The organism is Microbacterium sp. 20-116 (assembly GCF_041079415.1).
In the GTDB taxonomy this organism is placed as follows: Bacteria; Actinomycetota; Actinomycetes; order Actinomycetales; family Microbacteriaceae; genus Microbacterium.
This window is the reverse complement of record NZ_JBFYGP010000002.1, coordinates 647,060-663,587: the sequence shown is the minus strand read 5'-3', so window position 1 is coordinate 663,587 and position 16,528 is coordinate 647,060. Positions and strand designations below refer to the sequence as shown.

Here is a 16,528-nt window from a genome sequence, read left to right as displayed (position 1 = left end):
CACCGGGGGCGTCGAGAAGGGGCTCGTCAGGCGGCGAGAGCGGCGGTGACGGGGGTGACCGTCATGCCCGTGTCCGTGGCATCCACCGTCACCGCTGCACCGTCGCTCAGCTCACCCGACACGAACAGGTCGGCGATACGGTCGTCGACCTCGCGCTGGATGACCCGGCGCAGGGGCCGCGCTCCGTACTCCGGCTCGTACCCGATCTCGGCGAGACGGTCCATCGCCGCATCGGTGACCTCGAGGGAGACGTTGCGCGACGCCAGTCGCCGCGAGGTCGCCTCCAGCAGCAACCCCACGATCTCGCGCAGCTGCGTCTTCTCGAGCTTGCGGAACAACACGATGTCGTCGATGCGGTTGAGGAACTCCGGACGCATGGCCTCGCGGAGCTTTCCCATCACTCGGTCGCGGAGGTCGGCATCGGCGAACTCGCGACCCGTCGTGGTGAAGCCGATGGCGCCCGAGCGGGATGCCAGGAACTCGGCGCCCAGGTTCGAGGTCATCACGATGACCGTGTTTCGGAAGTCGACCGTGCGGCCCTGTCCGTCCGTGAGCCGGCCGTCGTCGAGCACCTGCAGCAGCAGCGTGAAGACGTCGGGGTGGGCTTTCTCGATCTCGTCGAACAGCACGACGGCGTAGGGGTTGCGGCGCACACGCTCGGTGAGCTGACCGGCCTCGTCGTAGCCGACGTATCCGGGAGGGGCACCGATCAGGCGCGACACGGTGTGCCGCTCGCCGAACTCGCTCATATCGAAGCGGATCACCGCTGCGTCGTCGTCGAACAACGAGCCCGCGAGAGCCTTTGCGAGTTCGGTCTTGCCGACGCCGGTGGGGCCGAGGAACAGGAACGATCCGACCGGGCGGTTCTCGTCGCCCATGCCCGTGCGGTTGCGACGCACCGCCTTCGCGACGGCGGCGACCGCGTCGTCCTGACCGATCACGCGAGCGTGCAACTCGGCCTCGAGGTCGGCCAGGCGGCCCCGCTCGGTGGCGGTGAGGCGTGCGACGGGGATGCCAGTGGCCCGGCTGATGACCGCGGCGATCTCGGCCTCGTCGACGACCGCGGCGGCACGGGGGCCGGCCGTCGCCTCGTCGAGCCGCGTCTGCACGGCAGCCATCTCATCGCGCAGACGAGAGGCCTCCTCGTAGCGCTCGGCGGACACCGCGGCGTTCTTCTCGGCCTCCAGGGTTGCGAGGCGTTCGAGCAGCGCCGTCGTGTCGACCGTCGAGCCCAGCCGCAGCCGCAGCCGCGCGCCCGCCTGGTCGATGAGGTCGATCGCCTTGTCGGGCAGCACGCGGTCCGGCAGATAACGGTGACTCAGCTCGACCGCCGCGCGCAACGCCTCGTCGGTGTACGTCACGGCGTGGTGCTCCTCGTACGCCGAGCGGAGTCCGCGCAGGATCTCCACGGCATCCGGGATCGAGGGCTCGCCCACGCGCACGGGCTGAAGGCGCCGCTCCAGGGCGGGGTCCTTCTCGATCGTGCGGTACTCGCGAACGGTCGTGGCGCCGATCAGGTGCACGTCGCCGCGGGCGAGGCGGGGCTTGAGGATGTTCCCGGCGTCCATCGAGCCGTCTCCGCTCCCGCCCGCGCCGACGAGGGTGTGCACCTCGTCGATGAAGACGACGAGCTTGTCGGATGCCGCGACCTCCTCCATCGTCTGGGTGAGGCGCTCTTCGAAGTCGCCGCGATAGCGCGCTCCGGCGAGCATCGCCGCGAGGTCGAGCGAGACGACGCGCATACCGCGCAACTGCTCGGGCACCTCTCCGGCGACGATCGCGCGGGCGAGCCCCTCGACGACGGCCGTCTTGCCGACGCCGGCCTCGCCGATCAGCACGGGGTTGTTCTTCGTGCGGCGGCTGAGGATCTCGATGGTCTGCTCGATCTCATCGGAGCGACCGATGACCGGGTCGAGCTCACCGGCGACGGCCCGCGCCGTCAGGTCGGTGCCGAAGCGGTCGAGGTTCGGAGTCGCGGATGCCGACTCGTCGGCCGCCTCGTTCTCGTCGCCGCCCATGACGGTCTCGCGCACCCCCTGGGTGAGGGCCTCGGCGGTCACTCCGGCCTGCGCGAGGATCTGCCCCGCGGGCGCGTCCTGGGCGAGGACGAGCGCGAAGAAGAGGTGGTCGGGGTCGACGTACGTGGACCCGGCGGCCCGCGCCACCTGGAACGCGTGGAACAGCGCGCGCTGCACGGAGCCGGCGACGACGGCACCGTCGACGTTCGCGGGGGTCGCGGCGGCGGGAAGGCGGCTCTCGGCCGCACGGGCGATCGCGGCGGGGTCGGCGCCGAGCCGCGCGACGGCTTCTTTGGCGGGCGAGCGTCCGACGAGGACGTGGAGCACGTGCAGAGCGTCGAGCTCACGCTGGCCTCGGCCGAGCGCGAAACGTCCGGCCGCCTGGAGGGCGTCCTGCGTGCGTGCACTGAGGAACCGGCTGAGGTCGATCGAGCGCTCGGCTCGCGCCTGCTCGCCCGCGAGGTAGCGGGCCAGGAACTCGTCGAACGACTGAGCGCCGTCGCCGGGGGTGAATTCTTCGGGCAATTCCGTCTCCTGAGATACGTGAGTGCGGTTCACTCAAGTTTGCTACTTGAGCGCCGTCGCATCAAGTTCAACGAGAGTGCGCGGCGTCTATTCCCGGAGGGTCGGGTCGGCGTCGTTCCAGAGCTCCACCGTCTGCACGAGCCAGAAGATCGCGAAGAGCGCCAGGGCCGCCGACTCGCCCACGAGCACGACCGGAAAGCCCGTGCGTTCCACGCCCGAGACGACCCCGATGACGAGCAGGACCAGGGTCAGCACGATCGCCACGGCCACGGCCGCGTAGGCGAGACGGACTCCCCGCCGCAGCCGCCCGCTGCGCCGCGGCCTCCACGCCGCGATCGAGGCGACCGCCGCGATCAGAACGAAGAACGCGACCGCGGCGATCTCGTGCGCCCACGCGAGGAAGACCCCGGGCGCGGCCAGAGCCCACGCCGCTCCCCCGGCGACCAGCACGACGATGACCCCGACCGTGAGCGCTACCCCGCGACTCGCGGTGCCCTGAACGCGTGCCAGGATCCCCGCCGCGACCGCCCCGAGAAGAACCACGGATGCCACCGCCACGGCGTTGTTCGCCACGGTCGGTCTCACCTCCGGCGGCACGCAGCGCAGACCGTCGGCACAGGCGTTCGACGAGATGGTCGTCGGTACGTAGGCGATCACGAGAGCGAGCACCGCCGCGATGTCGAGCAGGCCCTGCTCCAGGCTGCGGCCCGATAGGGCGAGCAGGGCGAGGGCCGTCGCGCTCAGCGCCCCCACGAACACCGGGCCCGCGGGGGTGTAATACGTCGCGCTGACCGACGGCAGCCCGTCGCCGCGCCCGAGCTCGAGGCCGACACCGATGGCGAGGAACACCGTCGCACCGATCAGCGCCAGTCGCACGTACCGGTACGTGCGCTGCGTCGAAGTGGTGCGGATGCGCATAGCGGCATCCTGGCACTGCCCGCCGACATCGGCGGCGAGCGCAACCTTCCTCTCGACGTCGGTGGCGTCTGTCACAATTCCGGCATGCGCGAATTCCTCGCCGGAGCGGCACTGCTGGCCCGCGGTCTCGGCCAATGGCGCCGAACCCCCGGGGCGATGGCGCTCGGGCTCATCCCGGGAACGATCGTCGGCCTGGTGCTCGGTGCCGCGCTCGTGACGTGGGGTCTCGTCCTGCCCGATCTCGTCGACGACTGGACGCCGTTCGCCGACGCGTGGGCACCGGTGTGGGCCGGCACTCTCCGTGCGGCGATCGGCCTCGCGTCGTTCGGCGCGGCGGTCCTCGTGGTCATCGTGTCGTTCACCGCCGTCACTCTCGCCGTGGGTGAGCCGTTCTACGACCGCATCTGGCGCGCGACCGAGCGCAGCGCCACGGGCGCGGTCCCCGCCGCAGAGTACGGCTTCTGGCGGGCCGTCGCAGACAGCGTGCGTCTCATCCTCCGGGGTATCGTGGCCGCTGCTCTGGCATGGCTCATCGGCCTCATCCCCTTCGTCGGCGGAGTCTTGGGCTTCGTCACCGGCGTGCTGCTGACCGGGTGGCTCCTGGCTGACGAACTCACCTCGCGCGCGCTCTCCGCCCGGGGGCTCGATCGGCGCGCGCGCAGAGAGCTCCTCCGCACGAACCGCGCACGTGCCCTCGGTTTCGGCGTCGCCACCCAGCTCTGCTTCCTCGTCCCGCTCGGGGCGGTGGCGGTCATGCCCGCAGCCGTGGCCGGCAGTACCCTCTGGGCGCACGCGGCTCTCGGTATCCGTCCCGTCGACGGCCGCGCTCCGGACGCGCTCGACCCCCACGCCACCCCGGCCGCGCACTCGCGCGCGGACTCGGCACGATAGCCTGGAGCGACCGAAGGGATCCTCATGTTCATCGTCTCTCTCATCTTGTTCGTCGGCGGCATGCTGTTGACCGGCATCTCGTTCTCCCTCGCCGCTCCGGCGCTGTTCTTCGCGCTCGGCATCATCCTCGTCTCGGCCTCGCTGGCGCTGCCGTTCCACTTCGGCACCCGCTGAGCACGCATCTCGGTCAGGCACCGCGTCACGTCACCCCCGGGTAGCGTGGTCCGGTGCCTTTCTCGTTCGATGCCCTGCGTCGCCACCCCGATCTCGAGGGTCCCGACCTCGTGGCCGTCGATGCCGCCGATCGTCTGATCCTGGACGAATCCGCCGACGTGCGTGCCGCGCTCGGTGAGGGAGAGCTCGTCGTGGTCGGCGACTCCTACGGGGCACTGACCCTGGCGGCCGCGGATGCCGGAGCCCGCGGCATCCGGGTCCATCAAGACGAGCTGCTGGGCGAGGAAGCCCTCGCGCGCAACGCCCGCGATGCCGAGCTCGAGGACTCCTTCGTCTCTCATGCGCTCGACGCGCACCTGCTCACCGGCGCCCGCGTCGTCCTTCTGCGCCTCCCCCGGTCGCTTCACGCGCTGTCCGACATCGCCGGACTCATCGCGCTGCACGCGCACCCCGACGTCGTCGTGGTCGCGGGTGGCCGACTGAAGCACATGACGGTGTCGATGAACGACGTGCTACGGCGCTTCTTCGACCGCGTGGACGTCTCGCACGCGCGGCAGAAGTCCCGCGTCCTCACCGCCCGCGGCCCACGCGACGGCGCGGTCCCCGAGCCGGAGGGGGCCGAGATCGACGGCATCCGGGTCCGTGCGTTCGGCGGCGCCTTCGCGGGCGCGTCGATCGACATCGGCACGCGCCTGATGCTCGCCCAGCTGCCCGCCCCGCGCGGAGACCGGGCGATCGACCTCGCCTGCGGGACGGGCGTGGTGGCCGCGGCCCTGGCCGTGCGGCATTCCTCCGTCCGTGTGGTCGCGTGCGACCAGTCCGCGGTCGCCGTCGCCTCGGCGCGGGCCACGGCAGAGGCCAACGGCGTGGCCGATCGCGTGAGCGTGGTTCGCGACGACGTCCTCCGGTCGCAACCGGATGCCTCGGCCTCGTTCATCGCGCTCAACCCCCCGTTCCACGCGGGTGCCGCCATCAACGAGGGTCTCGCTCCCCGCATGTTCGCCGACGCGGCTCGGGTGCTCGAGCCGGGCGGCGAGCTGTGGACGGTGTGGAATTCCTCGCTGCGGTACCGCGCGGCGCTGGAGCGGCTGGTCGGTCCGACCCGCCAGGTGGCGCGCGATCGCAAGTTCACCGTCACCGTCTCGACGAAGCGCTGACCCGATCCGCGTCGAGTCGTGGCGTCCGCTGCGCTCCGCGCGTAGATTTCGATCGACGTCGACGAGGAGGTGCGCCGTGCGGATCCGAACCGCCGTTCCCGCGCTCCTGGTCGTCGCGGCCCTGGCGACGGCGTTGCCGTCCGCCCCTCCCGCCTCCGGCGCACCCGCAACCGGCAGCGTGCGCGCCGATCCGCTCTCCGATGCCCTCACGGCCCCTCTCCTGGCGGACTGCTCGAGCATCACCGACAACGGCCGGGGCTACGCCCGCCTGCACGGGATCGACCTCTGCGGTGCCGCCACCACGCCCCCGGCCGAGCCTCTGCGCACGGAGATCGTGGGCGGTGAGGAGTGCGGGTCGGCGACGCTGACGATGACGAGCCGGGGCGGAGGGCTCGCCGCGATCGACTGGCGCGTGAGCTCCGAGACGGGTCCGATCGTCGCCGTCGAGCTCGACCTCGCCTTCGCGAGCGGCTCGGGCGGCGAGATGCGCCACTTCTCGGACCGCTCGCCCAGTGTCCACGCGCACGACGGCACGGTCGCGTTCCTCGGGGCGGGGAGGGCGACGGCCACCCTGTCCGGGTCGGTCGAGACGTTCACCGCGACCTGTCGGATCGTCCCCGCGAGCGTGCGCATCCTCGTGCGCTGAGGGGGAGTCCGACGTCAGCCCTTGCCGCCGGGAGGGCCGACGGTGAGCAGCACAACGAACACGACCACGACGACCGCCACGAGCGCCACCGCGAGGGCCCACGGTCGACGGAGGAAGAATCGCAGCAACCGGTCGAGCGGGCGCCGATCGCGCGGGTCACCGCTGTCGTCGAGGCGCCACGCGCCGCGCAGACGTCCGGTGCGGTGGAGCCAGATCTCGGTGGGGATCGTGGCGTACGGGATCACGGCGCTGACCACCGCGAGGGCGGTGGGACCGAGGCCCCAGCGCTGGTTCAGCGCCACGAGCACGGCGGTCGCGCCGTAGGCGAGGAACACGAAGCCGTGGATCCCCCCGCCGATCGATACCGCGATCGGCAGGTCCGCGACGGCGCGCAGGATCAACCCTCCGATCAGGAGCGTCCACGAGACCGCCTCGGCGATCGCGAGGGTGCGAAACAGGGTCAGGGGCGTGCGGAACACGTCTCTCCTCGTTCGAGTCGGGGCTTTCCACCCTACGCAGAACGTCTCGCCGCTGACCGGCTCACCGTTCGACGTCGAGACGTCACTCGATCGGCTGATCGTCCTCGTCCAGCGAGGGATCCGACCTCGTCCCCTCCGCGGCCGTCGACGTGTCGGGCTCGGGGCCGGGCTCGATCGGGGGCTTCTGGCGTTCGGCATCCATCGCTCCACCCCATCAGATCGAGCGAGGGATGCCACGCCCTTGACGTCTCGGCATCCCTCCGGGCACCCTCGCCTCTCCCGCCGAGGGTCCGGCTCCCCCGCGGGACGCCCGGCGCCCGCGATCCTGGAGCGTAGGCTGGAGGGATGGCGGAATCCCGGGGGCGCGTGTGGACCGGGGTCATCCGCGTGGGACCGCACCGCGGGGATCACCGAGTGGCTTTCCGTGCCGTGGTGAGCGTCGGTGTCCCGCTTCTCGTGCTCCTGGCGCTCGGCCGCCTCGACCTGAGCGTCTACGCGAGCTTCGGGGCTTTCGCCGCGCTCTACGGGCGCACCGACCTCCCTCGCACGCGCGTGCGCATGCAGGCCGTGGCGGGTACGGTCCTGGTCTCGTGCATGCTCGTCGGGACCGCCCTCTCGGCCCTTTCCACCCCCGCCATGGCGAGCGTCGCCGTCGTCGCGGTCCTCGCCGCGGCCGTCACCCTCTTCGCCTACCGCGCCCAGTGGCATCCGCCCGGTGCGCTCTTCGCCGTCTTCGCCGCGGGAGCCACCGCGAGCTTCCCCGCCACCGGCGCGACGTTCCTCACCGTGCTCGTCGTCGGCGGCGCAAGCGTGCTGTGGAGCCTGCTCGTGACCTGCGCGTTCGTCCTCGCACGGCGCGGCTCGTGGCGGCGCCCGGCTCGCACGCGGCCGCCCATCGGCTCGGTCGCGTGGGAGATGACGGCGACCGTCGGCGTCGCCGCTCTCGTCGCCGGCATCGCCGGGGCCCTGCTCATCGGGACGCACTGGTACTGGGCGATGGTCGGTGCCGTCGCCGCCGTCGGCGGAGCACACGTCACCGCGCGACTCATCCGCGGCGTGCAGCGGCTGGTCGGAACGCTCCTGGGCGTGCTGATCGCCGCGGGGCTGCTCGCTCTCGACCTGCCCCCGTGGGTCGTGCTGCTCATCGCGGTCGCCCTGCAGGCGGGTGCCGAGCTGTTCGTCGGCCGCAACTACGGCATCGCGATGCTCTTCATCACCCCGCTGGCTCTGCTCATGGTGTCGCTCGCCTCCCCCGTCGCCCCCGACATGCTGCTGCGCGACCGCGTGATCGAGACGGTCATCGGCGTCGCCGTCGGAACCCTCGTCGCCATCGTGTCGGCGGGCCTGCGCCGCCGATCCGCGAGAAGCTGAGCGCCCCATGCCCACCGGCTACACCCCGTTCCCGTTCGTGAGCACCGCCGTGGGCGCGGCCCTCGTGTCACCGCTGCTCATCGCCGCGAACCTCCTGCTGCACTGATCGGAAGGCCCCGCCATCTCTGCCCCACTCACGGTCGTCGGCGCCATCAACGTCGACCTCACCGCCCGCGTCCGCCGCTCCCCCGGCCCCGGCGAGACCGTCGCCGACGGCGTCCTCGACCGCGGCCCCGGAGGCAAGGGGGCCAATCAGGCGGTTGCCGCTGCCCGCCTCGGCGCCGAGGTCCGGCTCATCGGCGCCGTCGGCGACGACGCCGACGGTCGCGGCATCCGGGACCGCTTCGCCGCGATCGGGGTCGACGCCTCGGGGGTGCAGACCACGGACGCCGCGACCGGAACCGCCCTCATCGTCGTCGATGCGACGGGCGAGAACTCGATCGTCGTGTGCGCGGGGGCGAACGCCGCCATCGACGCGGATGCGCTCGGCATCGAACCGGGAGCTGCGGTCCTGCTGCAGTTGGAGGTGTCGGATGCCGTCGTCACGGCCGCCGCGCGTGCTGCGGGCTTCCTGGCGGTCAACGCCGCCCCCGCCCGGCCGCTGCCCGCCGAGGTGCTCGAGCGGTGCGACCTCGTGATCGTCAACGAGACCGAGTACGCACAGCTGCCCGAGGTGCACGACGCCCCTCTGCTCTGCGTGACGCTCGGCGCCGAGGGTGCGCGACTCTACCGGCGCGGCGAGCTCGTGGCTTCGGCCGCGGGAGTGCCCACGACCGTTCGCAACACCGTCGGCGCGGGCGACGCGTTCTGCGCCGCCCTGGTCGTCGGACTGCTCCGCGGAGACGCCGAGACCGACGCCCTCTCCCGCGCGTGCGCCGTGGGGTCCGCCGCCGTCGCCGACGACGCCTCGCAACCGGCGCTCGACGCCCTCGACACGTACGGAGTCCCCGCATGAACCGCCGCCCGATCCTCGTCGACTGCGACACCGGCATCGACGACGCCCTGGCCCTCGCCTACCTGCTGGCCGAGCCCTCCGTCGAGGTCGTGGGCGTCACGACCGTCTCCGGGAACACGGATGCCGCCCGCGCCGCCGCCAACACCCTGTCGCTGTTCGAGCTCGCCGGCGAAGACGACATCCCCGTCGCGATCGGCGCGCACGATTTCCGCGCTCGCGCCTACGCGGGCGGAGCTCCGCACGTGCACGGTGACGACGGGCTCGGCGGTATCGCCCTGTCCGCCGCGGCCCGCGCGCACGACGCCCGCGCGGCGGTCGAGCTGATCGACCACGTGGCGTCACGGCATCCGGACCTCACCGTGCTCGCCCTCGGCCCCCTGACAAATCTCGCGGCCTACGCCGAGGCGCCCGGGGTCGCGCGGTTCGACCACTTCGTCGTGATGGGCGGTGCGTTCGCCCACTCGGGCAACGTCACCGCGTGGGCCGAGGCCAACATCCACAACGACCCCGAAGCCGCTGCCGTCGTGTTCGCGCAGGACTGGGACACCACGCTCGTGCCCCTCGACGTCACGATGACGCAGACCCTGGATGCCACCGACCTCGTGCGCCTCGAAGCGATCCCGGGAGCCGTGCCGCAGGCGTTGGCGCGCATGCTGCCGCACTACCTCGACTTCTACGCCGGAGTCTTTCCCGACCGCCGCTGCGCGCTGCACGATCCGCTCGCCGCGATGGTGGCCGCGGGGGCTCTGCGCGGAGTGAGCGTCTCGGCGGGCCGGGTCGACGTGCGGCTCGAACGCGGCGAACGCGGGCGGACGGTGTCGTCGAGCGGGTCGGAGACGCAGAGATGGGTCCGCGCGATGGAGGGCTCGGCGGCAGAAGTGCTGCTGGAACGGCTCGAAGCGCGGGAGTGGCCGGTCTGAGGCGGTGCGCTAGCCGCGGCGGCGGCTCTTCAACCACGCCGTGAGCCGGGACGTGTGGCGATCCGTGAACTCGTTCGCGAGCCGGGACGCCTCGTCACCGATGTCGGCGCCGGCATTGATGGCTTCGATCGCGCGGAGAGCGCGCTGCTCCTGGTCGTCGTGCGCGTCTCGGGCCATGGATCCAGAGTAGGAGCATCCGGAACCGGCCTGGCGATGCGGTCACCCGAAGCGCTCGATCCCCCGTCGACCGCACCAGGTCGGCACTGCTCGCCGTGAGACGGGCTGATAGCGTCGCAGCGTGCGCGCCGAAGACGTGATCGGCGATGCGCTCACCACGGCGCTCACCGCATCGGACACCCCTCCTCCGCCGTCGACACTGCTCGCGACCGTCGCGGAGGCGGTCGGCGCGCATCGGTGCGAACTGCGGCTCGGAACGAAGGCATTGAGCTGGAGCGCCCGCGAGGCCGTCCCCAGCGACGACGTCGCGACCCTCCGACTCGGATCGGACCCCGACATCATCGCCACCGTCGCACCCGCCGCGGCGATGCCCGGTGCCGGCGCATGGCAACCGCTCCTTCTGCTCCTGACCCCCTACGCCGCCGAAGACGGGGTGTGGCACGCCCGACGTCGACGCCAGGAAGCGGTGCGACGACTGGACGATGTCCGCTGGCGTGCGTCCGCCGACATGGAACACGAGCGGCGCCGCCTCGAGCGCGACCTCCACGACGGCGCTCAGCACCATCTCGTCGCCCTTCGCATGACGATGGCGATCGCCGAGCACCAGCAGCACGAGCAGGGCGACGAGGAGCGGCTCGCCCGCCTGCGCGAACAGCTCGACACGGCCGAGCGGCTCCTGCTCACCACCGCGCGAGGCGTCTTGCCGCCCACCCTGGCGCGGGACGGGCTGAGCGGCGCTCTCGCCGAACTCGAGGACGCGAACGTGCAGGTTTGCTCCGACATTGCGAGGCTGCTGCCCGTCGTCGAGTCGGCGCTGTACTTCTTCGCCCTCGAAGCCGTCGGCAACGCCCGTCGGCACGCGCCCGGGGCGCGCATCCTCGTCGAGGCTCGACTCGAGGGCGGCCGCGCGTTCGTCCGGGTGAGCGACGACGGACCGGGTTTCACCGCGAGCGGCGAAGCGGGCGGTCTCGCCTCCCTCGCGCACCGGATCGAGGCCATCGGCGGTGTCCTCGACCTCGACTCCTCGCCGGGCGCCGGGACACGCATCTCAGCCAGCGTGCCGTACTGACGAAGACCTCTCGCGGTCGAGAACACCGGCCGCACTCCGCTGCAGGACCTCGACAGCCCGCCGCCCGGAACCGCCCAGACCCGGTCGAGCCGCCGCGCACTGCCACCGTTCGACGGCAGCGACAGCCGCCGCGTGCACCCGCTCGTCGTCGGCGTCGGGAAGAAGACCGAGGCGAACGCGCGAATCTCCGCCCGCAGCGCCGAGGAGGCGCGCTGCGTCGGCATCGACGATCGAGTGCGCCGTGCCGCGCACGTATTCGTCGAGCAGCGCGTCCTCGACGAGCTCGAGGGAGTGAGACCGCAACCGGTCGATCTCCCAGAGCAGTGCCGTGGCGCCCGCCCGCGACGCTGACGCGAAGAGCATGTCGAGCGCTCGGCGGGCCAGGAGGACCGGCGCCCTCGCCGACAGCGTCATGACCGCTTCGGCGGGTGCGACGCCGTCACGGAAGACGAGTTGCTCGCTCGATAGCGCGTCGACGAATCCGAGGCGCGGCGCGAGCGCGCACACCACCGCGTCGATCGGTCCCCAGCGGCCCTGACGATCCCGCACCTCGGTGCCGAGCGCCGCATCGGCGACCTCGTCGCAGAGCACGGTCTGCACGCCCGGCATGGGCGCCGGCGACGGACCCTGGACGACGAGCAGGGTCACGGAAGCAGCCAGGGCGTCCCGAGCGGCTTCGAGCTCTCCGTCCGGCAGACCCGCGGCATCCAGGAGCGCGGACACGCGTGCGTAGATGGGGCGCGCGGCGGTCTGCCGACTCGAGAGGGGCAGCGAGCTCACGTCGCCGCGATCGGGCATCTCCACGACCACCTCGACCTCCCCGTCGGTTCGCTCCCGCACCCGGAGCTCCCCGCCGAGCGAGCCGATGCGCTCGATCTCCATCCGCAACGCCCGTTCGACCGCGTCGCCATCCCGTCCCCTGCCTCGCACCGCCGCGACCAGCCCGGACGCACGGTGAAGGGCCAACGTCAGGGGCGCTCCTGCGCGCGCCATCGCCCGCAGCACGCCGGCCACGGCGTGATAGAAACCCGACTCCACGTCCCAGCTCGTCCGCCGCCCCAGATCACCGACGACGGTGACGGGCGAGACAGACGCCGCCGCGAGTTCGCGGAGCGTCTCTTCCGCGCCGCACGTGGGCAGCATGGCGGGGAAGACCCCGCGCACCGTGTCGCGGAGTTCATCGATGAGGCGTTCCGTCAGCGCGTGGACGGCCGGCCATTCCACGGCTCCCGCGGGCGTCGAGAGCCGACGGCGGAGTTCGGCGAGATCGGCGACGGTCGTCGTCGTGATGCTGTCCACGAGCCGGATGCGCTCCCCCTCGCGCACTCGTCCGGCGCGGACCTCGGCCTGCTCGGCATCCTGCTCACTCGACAGGGCGTCTTGTCGGGCTCGCTCGAGCTCGCGCAGAGCACGGTCTGCGCGCACCGTCGCCCCGAGCCACTCACACGACTCCACCAGCAGCCGTCGTCGTCTCTCGACGGCGAGGTCGGGAGGGGGCGCGATCTCCAGGACCCCGACGCCGGGCACCGCGTGATGATCGGCATGCGCGGGCTCGGAGCCCTCCTCGTCCTGAGGCCACGAGGCCAACCTCTGAAGATGCCCGTCGTCGAGGCGTTGGAGCAACCGCAGCCGCGGTGTGGACGCTTCACCATCGGCAAGGCCGAGGGCGAGGTTCTGCAGGAGCGCGGGGAGCAGCGAGTCGCGGGGAGTCGCCGCGATGACGTCCACGATGCGACGGGGCACGCTCCGCGCCGTCATCTGCCGACCCCACCGACCTTCTGCGCCTGCAGGTAGCTCAGCACGGCGAGTACCCGTCGATGATGCATGGTGGCATCACCGGGGATTTCGAGCTTCACGAACAGCGACGCGACGTGCTTCTCGACCGCTTTCACCGAGACGAACAGCTGCTCCGCGATGGATCGGTTCGCGCGCCCTTCCGCCATCAGTCGGAGCACGTCCAGTTCGCGCTCCCCCAGGCCCGCCATCGCGGTGTCACGATGTTCGCCGATCTCGATGAGCCTGCTGGCGAGGACGGGCTCGATGACGATCTCTCGCGCATGGATGCGCTCCAACGTGTCGTTGAGCATCTGCACGCCGGCGATGCGCTCTTTGAGACGGTAGCCGATGGCCTCGGTGCCGATCTCGAGCATCGCGCGCAGGTAGTGCGACTCCGCGTAGTGCGACAGCATCAGCAGCCCGATGTCGGGGTATTGAGCCCGAATCCTTCGGGCGGTCGCCAACCCACCCTCTTCGCCGGGCGGCATCCGAATGTCGAGGATGGCGATGTCCACCTGCTCCGCACCGAGCGTGACGAGGAGCTCATCGCCGCCGTCGTGCGCAGCGACGACGTCGTGACCCGCGGCGGCGAGCAGCATCACGAGCCCCTCGCGGAACAAGGTGCCGTCGTCGGCGATCGCCACCCGCATCGAAGCCCCGTTCCTTGCGTCACGCTGCGTCCGGCCGGCGCGCGCCCTTATGCTATCGCGGCCCCCGACGACAGACCCCGCTGAGCCGGGTAGGCCCCGTTCACACTATTCATCTAGTGTCTGCCTCGTGTCCGGGTTCGAGACGGAGCGCGGACATCGGAAGGAGCCCCCATGCCATATTCGATCGGCGTAGACCTCGGAGCGACCTCGATCGCGGTCGCTGTGGGCGACGAAATCGGAGTGCGGGCAGCCCACCTCTCGCCGCACCTCGTCGAGCCCTCCGTCGCCTTCGTCGCCGCCGATGGCACCATCCTGACCGGCCAGGCGGCGACAGACGCCGCGCACGAGGACCGGACGCGTCTCGTGCGCGGGTTCAAGAGGCGGCTCGGCGACCCCACGCCGATCTTCATCGGCGGCGTCGGCACGGCGCCGGAGGCGCTGATGGCCGCGCAGCTCCGCGACGTCGTCGCCGCGGTGACCGAGCAGTACGGCGAGGGGCCGCAGCGCGTCGTCGTCACGTGTCCCGCCGCGTGGGGTCCCTACCGCCGGGAGCAGTTTGCGCGAATCTCCGAGCTCTCCGGCGTGCGCGTCGATGAGATCGTCGCCGATGCGGTCGCCGCCGCGATGTTCTTCGCGCGCGATCGTCGACTGGCCGAGGGCGCCCTCCTTGCCGTCTTCGACCTCGGGGGGCGGAACACGGAGGCCGCCGTCCTCCGCGTCGAGAGCGGTGGGCCCGAGGTGCTCGGCACCCCGGAGGGGATCGAGCATCTCGGCGGAGACGATTTCGACGACGCGGTGCGGGGCCTCCTCGATCAACGCCTGGGTGGACGTCTGTCCGCCCTGGATCCGGCCGACCCCGGCGACGTGGCGATCCTGTCCTCGGTCGACGAGGCGTGTACGAGCGCCAAAGAAGCACTGTCCGTCCACGAAGAGACGGTGGTTCGCCTTGGCCTGGACGGAGCCGAGAAGGCGATCACCCTCACGCGGCTCGACCTGGAGAGCAGCATCCGCCCCATGGTGAAGACGGCCGTCGCCGCTCTGCTGCGCTCGATCGCCTCGGCGGGCCTCGACCCCGACGACGTGGATGTCGTCGTGCTCGCGGGCGGGTCGACGCGAATCCCACTCGTGGCCGAGGAGGTGTCGTCGATCGGCAAGCCCATAGCCGCCACCCACCTCCCCAAATTCACCGTCGCGCTCGGGGCGGCCGAACGGGCGCGGGCGCTCGCAGCGCGAGATGACGACACCGCACCGGCCCGGCACGATGCCCCGTTCGAGACCGCTGCTGCGGCTCCCCGTCCGACGACCATCCTCACGAGCTCCGCCCCGGGTACGACAGGACACCCCCGAGTCCGTCGCCGCTCGATGCTCCTCGCTGGTCTCGCCGTCGCCGCGGTCGCCGGCGCCGCCATCGTCGCCGCCGCCTCGTGGTCGGGACGCGGTGAGACCCCGACAGCGGCGAGCACCGCGGCAAGCCCGGTGGCGAGCGCCCCGCCCACCGTCGTCGCGGCGCCCGCACCCGCCGCCGCGGCCGAGACCACGACCGCCACCCTCGCCTTCCCCATCCTCACCGAAGGCATTTCGACGACCGGACTCGACTGGTTCGTGCAGTCGAGCGACACGGCCGGAGTGTGGGGCGTGACCCCGTTGGACGAGAAGGAGGCATCGCGCCCGAACCTCCAGCTGACGCAGACGGATGCCGGCTTCCACGCGGTGTGGACGGGGGACTCTCCCGCCCAGCTGTACGCGCAGAGCACCGGCGCGTCCATCGACCTCAACGACATCGCCGACGGCGGCGGCGCGCTCGTCTTCGACGTCACACGCAACAGCGGAGCGGCCACGTTCTTCGAGGTCGCCGCGCACTGCGGGTATCCCTGCGGGGGCGCGGTCGACATCACGAGCACGATCAATGCCCTCGCCGAGGGAGCTACGCAGCAGGTCATCGTCCCGGCGGCCTGCTTCACGGTCTCGGGCTTCGACCCCCGCGCCGTCGACACCCCCTTCGTGGCGTTCGGCACCGGCGCGCTGGACCTGACGTTCTCGGATGTGCGATGGGAGGACCTCGTCGGCGACGACCCGACAGCCGTGCGCTGCAGCACGTGACGACGGGTAGGGACAGCCCTACCCGTCGCGTCGGGACGACGACCCGACACGGGGGATGAGCCCAGAGACAGCGTTTCCGCGCGGTCGGACGATCGAAAAGAACCGTCCACCGAAGGAAGGACTCGTCCATGGGCATCCCCCCGGCCCCGACCGCACACACCACCCCGGCCGCTTTCGATCAGCTCGTCACCACGCACCGGCGCGGTCTCGTGCGCTACGCCACGCGTCTGCTCGACGGCGATACCGCCACCGCCGAGGACGTCGTACAAGAGACCATGCTGCGCGCGTGGAACCACCTCGACCGCCTCACCGAGCAGCGCGGGTCGGTGCGCGGGTGGCTGACGCGCGTGACCCACAACATCGCGATGGATCATCACCGCGCCCGTCGGGCACGCCCGGCGGAGATCGCCTGGTCAGAATTCGACGCCGAACGAACGGCATCCGTCGACGATCCCGCACACGAGGTCGAGGACCGTGTCGTCGTGACGGAGCTTCTCGCCGTCGTGTCGCCGGTGCACCGTGCCACGCTCGCGGAGGTCTACTTCGCCGATCAGACCGCCGCGGCGGCAGCCGAGCGGCTCGGCGTCCCGGTCGGCACGGTCAAGAGCCGCGTGTTCCATGCGCTGCGAGCCATCCGCTCCCAGAGCGCGGCTCTCGTCGCCTGAGACGCACGAAACATCACCCGCCGGGTCCGCACCCGGC

General features: G+C 71.7%; 16 protein-coding genes. 10 read left to right on the top strand and 6 right to left on the bottom strand.

The window, feature by feature from the left end; genetic code table 11:
* Window positions 1-26 precede the first annotated feature (26 nt).
* Window positions 27-2,543, bottom strand: a complete 2,517-nt coding sequence (locus AB6V29_RS07135; protein WP_369357778.1) for an ATP-dependent Clp protease ATP-binding subunit — start codon at window positions 2,541-2,543, stop codon at window positions 27-29.
* Window positions 2,544-2,630: 87 nt separating this feature from the next.
* Window positions 2,631-3,536, bottom strand: coding sequence for a hypothetical protein (locus AB6V29_RS07130; RefSeq protein ID WP_267787533.1), 906 nt, complete (start codon window positions 3,534-3,536; stop codon window positions 2,631-2,633).
* Between the two features lie 9 nt (window positions 3,537-3,545).
* On the opposite strand from AB6V29_RS07130, the gene AB6V29_RS07125 reads away from it, so the two are divergent.
* The 4 genes from AB6V29_RS07125 (at window position 3,546) to AB6V29_RS07110 (ending at window position 6,329) form a co-directional block, all read left to right on the top strand.
* Window positions 3,546-4,352: an EI24 domain-containing protein gene (locus AB6V29_RS07125; RefSeq protein WP_369357776.1), complete on the top strand. Its 807-nt coding sequence runs from the start codon at window positions 3,546-3,548 to the stop codon at window positions 4,350-4,352.
* A gap of 24 nt (window positions 4,353-4,376) precedes the next feature.
* The gene (locus tag AB6V29_RS07120) at window positions 4,377-4,526 is read left to right on the top strand and encodes a hypothetical protein (protein WP_164481596.1); all 150 of its coding nucleotides are present in this window, start codon (window positions 4,377-4,379) and stop codon (window positions 4,524-4,526) included.
* Window positions 4,527-4,579: 53 nt separating this feature from the next.
* Window positions 4,580-5,683: a class I SAM-dependent methyltransferase gene (locus AB6V29_RS07115; RefSeq protein ID WP_369357773.1), complete on the top strand. Its 1,104-nt coding sequence runs from the start codon at window positions 4,580-4,582 to the stop codon at window positions 5,681-5,683.
* Between the two features lie 76 nt (window positions 5,684-5,759).
* Window positions 5,760-6,329 carry a hypothetical protein gene (locus AB6V29_RS07110; protein ID WP_369357772.1) on the top strand — a complete coding sequence of 190 codons (570 nt, stop codon included), beginning with the start codon at window positions 5,760-5,762 and terminating at the stop codon, window positions 6,327-6,329.
* Window positions 6,330-6,343: 14 nt separating this feature from the next.
* Here AB6V29_RS07110 and AB6V29_RS07105 read toward each other — a convergent pair whose 3' ends face one another.
* The gene (locus AB6V29_RS07105) at window positions 6,344-6,808 is read right to left on the bottom strand and encodes a DUF3817 domain-containing protein (RefSeq protein WP_267787536.1); all 465 of its coding nucleotides are present in this window, start codon (window positions 6,806-6,808) and stop codon (window positions 6,344-6,346) included.
* Window positions 6,809-7,153: 345 nt separating this feature from the next.
* Here AB6V29_RS07105 and AB6V29_RS07100 point away from each other — a divergent pair, with 345 nt between their 5' ends.
* The 3 genes from AB6V29_RS07100 to AB6V29_RS07090 all read left to right on the top strand — a co-directional run bounded on the left by AB6V29_RS07100 (window position 7,154) and on the right by AB6V29_RS07090 (window position 10,054).
* Window positions 7,154-8,179, top strand: a complete 1,026-nt coding sequence (locus AB6V29_RS07100; RefSeq protein WP_369357770.1) for an FUSC family protein — start codon at window positions 7,154-7,156, stop codon at window positions 8,177-8,179.
* A 121-nt stretch (window positions 8,180-8,300) separates the two neighbouring features.
* Entirely contained in the window at window positions 8,301-9,134 is an 834-nt protein-coding gene (locus AB6V29_RS07095; RefSeq protein WP_369357826.1) for a ribokinase, read from the top strand.
* Window positions 9,131-10,054 carry a nucleoside hydrolase gene (locus AB6V29_RS07090; protein WP_369357769.1) on the top strand — a complete coding sequence of 308 codons (924 nt, stop codon included), beginning with the start codon at window positions 9,131-9,133 and terminating at the stop codon, window positions 10,052-10,054. The genes AB6V29_RS07095 and AB6V29_RS07090 overlap by 4 nt, the downstream gene beginning before the upstream one ends.
* 9 nt (window positions 10,055-10,063) lie before the next feature.
* Here the strand turns inward: AB6V29_RS07090 and AB6V29_RS07085 are convergent, their stop codons facing one another.
* Window positions 10,064-10,231 (bottom strand): hypothetical protein, encoded by a 168-nt coding sequence (locus AB6V29_RS07085; protein WP_369357767.1) that lies wholly within the window; start codon window positions 10,229-10,231, stop codon window positions 10,064-10,066.
* A gap of 121 nt (window positions 10,232-10,352) precedes the next feature.
* Here AB6V29_RS07085 and AB6V29_RS07080 point away from each other — a divergent pair, with 121 nt between their 5' ends.
* Complete coding sequence (locus tag AB6V29_RS07080; protein ID WP_369357765.1) at window positions 10,353-11,300, top strand: sensor histidine kinase; 948 nt, start codon at window positions 10,353-10,355, stop codon at window positions 11,298-11,300.
* Here AB6V29_RS07080 and AB6V29_RS07075 read toward each other — a convergent pair.
* Together AB6V29_RS07075 and AB6V29_RS07070 are read right to left on the bottom strand one after the other, a co-directional pair.
* The gene (locus AB6V29_RS07075; RefSeq protein WP_369357763.1) at window positions 11,280-13,043 is read right to left on the bottom strand and encodes a hypothetical protein; all 1,764 of its coding nucleotides are present in this window, start codon (window positions 13,041-13,043) and stop codon (window positions 11,280-11,282) included. The two genes, AB6V29_RS07080 and AB6V29_RS07075, sit on opposite strands and share 21 nt — an antisense overlap.
* Window positions 13,044-13,054: 11 nt before the next feature.
* Window positions 13,055-13,726, bottom strand: a complete 672-nt coding sequence (locus AB6V29_RS07070; RefSeq protein WP_369357762.1) for a response regulator transcription factor — start codon at window positions 13,724-13,726, stop codon at window positions 13,055-13,057.
* 171 nt (window positions 13,727-13,897) lie between these two features.
* Here AB6V29_RS07070 and AB6V29_RS07065 point away from each other — a divergent pair, with 171 nt between their 5' ends.
* A complete protein-coding gene (locus AB6V29_RS07065; protein ID WP_369357760.1) occupies window positions 13,898-15,826 on the top strand; it encodes an Hsp70 family protein in 1,929 nt (642 codons plus the stop codon).
* Between the two features lie 128 nt (window positions 15,827-15,954).
* A complete protein-coding gene (locus AB6V29_RS07060) occupies window positions 15,955-16,491 on the top strand; it encodes a sigma-70 family RNA polymerase sigma factor (RefSeq protein ID WP_369357759.1) in 537 nt (178 codons plus the stop codon).
* Window positions 16,492-16,528: the final 37 nt, after the last annotated feature.

Bases quoted from the DNA above. Each gene is read 5' to 3' on its own strand.
- AB6V29_RS07125 (WP_369357776.1), top strand. From the start codon at position 3,546: ATGCGCGAATTCCTCGCCGGAGCGGCACTGCTGGCCCGCGGTCTCGGC.
- AB6V29_RS07120 (WP_164481596.1), top strand. From the start codon at position 4,377: ATGTTCATCGTCTCTCTCATCTTGTTCGTCGGCGGCATGCTGTTGACC.
- AB6V29_RS07100 (WP_369357770.1), top strand. From the start codon at position 7,154: ATGGCGGAATCCCGGGGGCGCGTGTGGACCGGGGTCATCCGCGTGGGA.
- AB6V29_RS07090 (WP_369357769.1), top strand. From the start codon at position 9,131: ATGAACCGCCGCCCGATCCTCGTCGACTGCGACACCGGCATCGACGAC.
- AB6V29_RS07085 (WP_369357767.1), bottom strand. From the start codon at position 10,231: ATGGCCCGAGACGCGCACGACGACCAGGAGCAGCGCGCTCTCCGCGCG.
- AB6V29_RS07070 (WP_369357762.1), bottom strand. From the start codon at position 13,726: ATGCGGGTGGCGATCGCCGACGACGGCACCTTGTTCCGCGAGGGGCTC.
- AB6V29_RS07065 (WP_369357760.1), top strand. From the start codon at position 13,898: ATGCCATATTCGATCGGCGTAGACCTCGGAGCGACCTCGATCGCGGTC.
- AB6V29_RS07060 (WP_369357759.1), top strand. From the start codon at position 15,955: ATGGGCATCCCCCCGGCCCCGACCGCACACACCACCCCGGCCGCTTTC.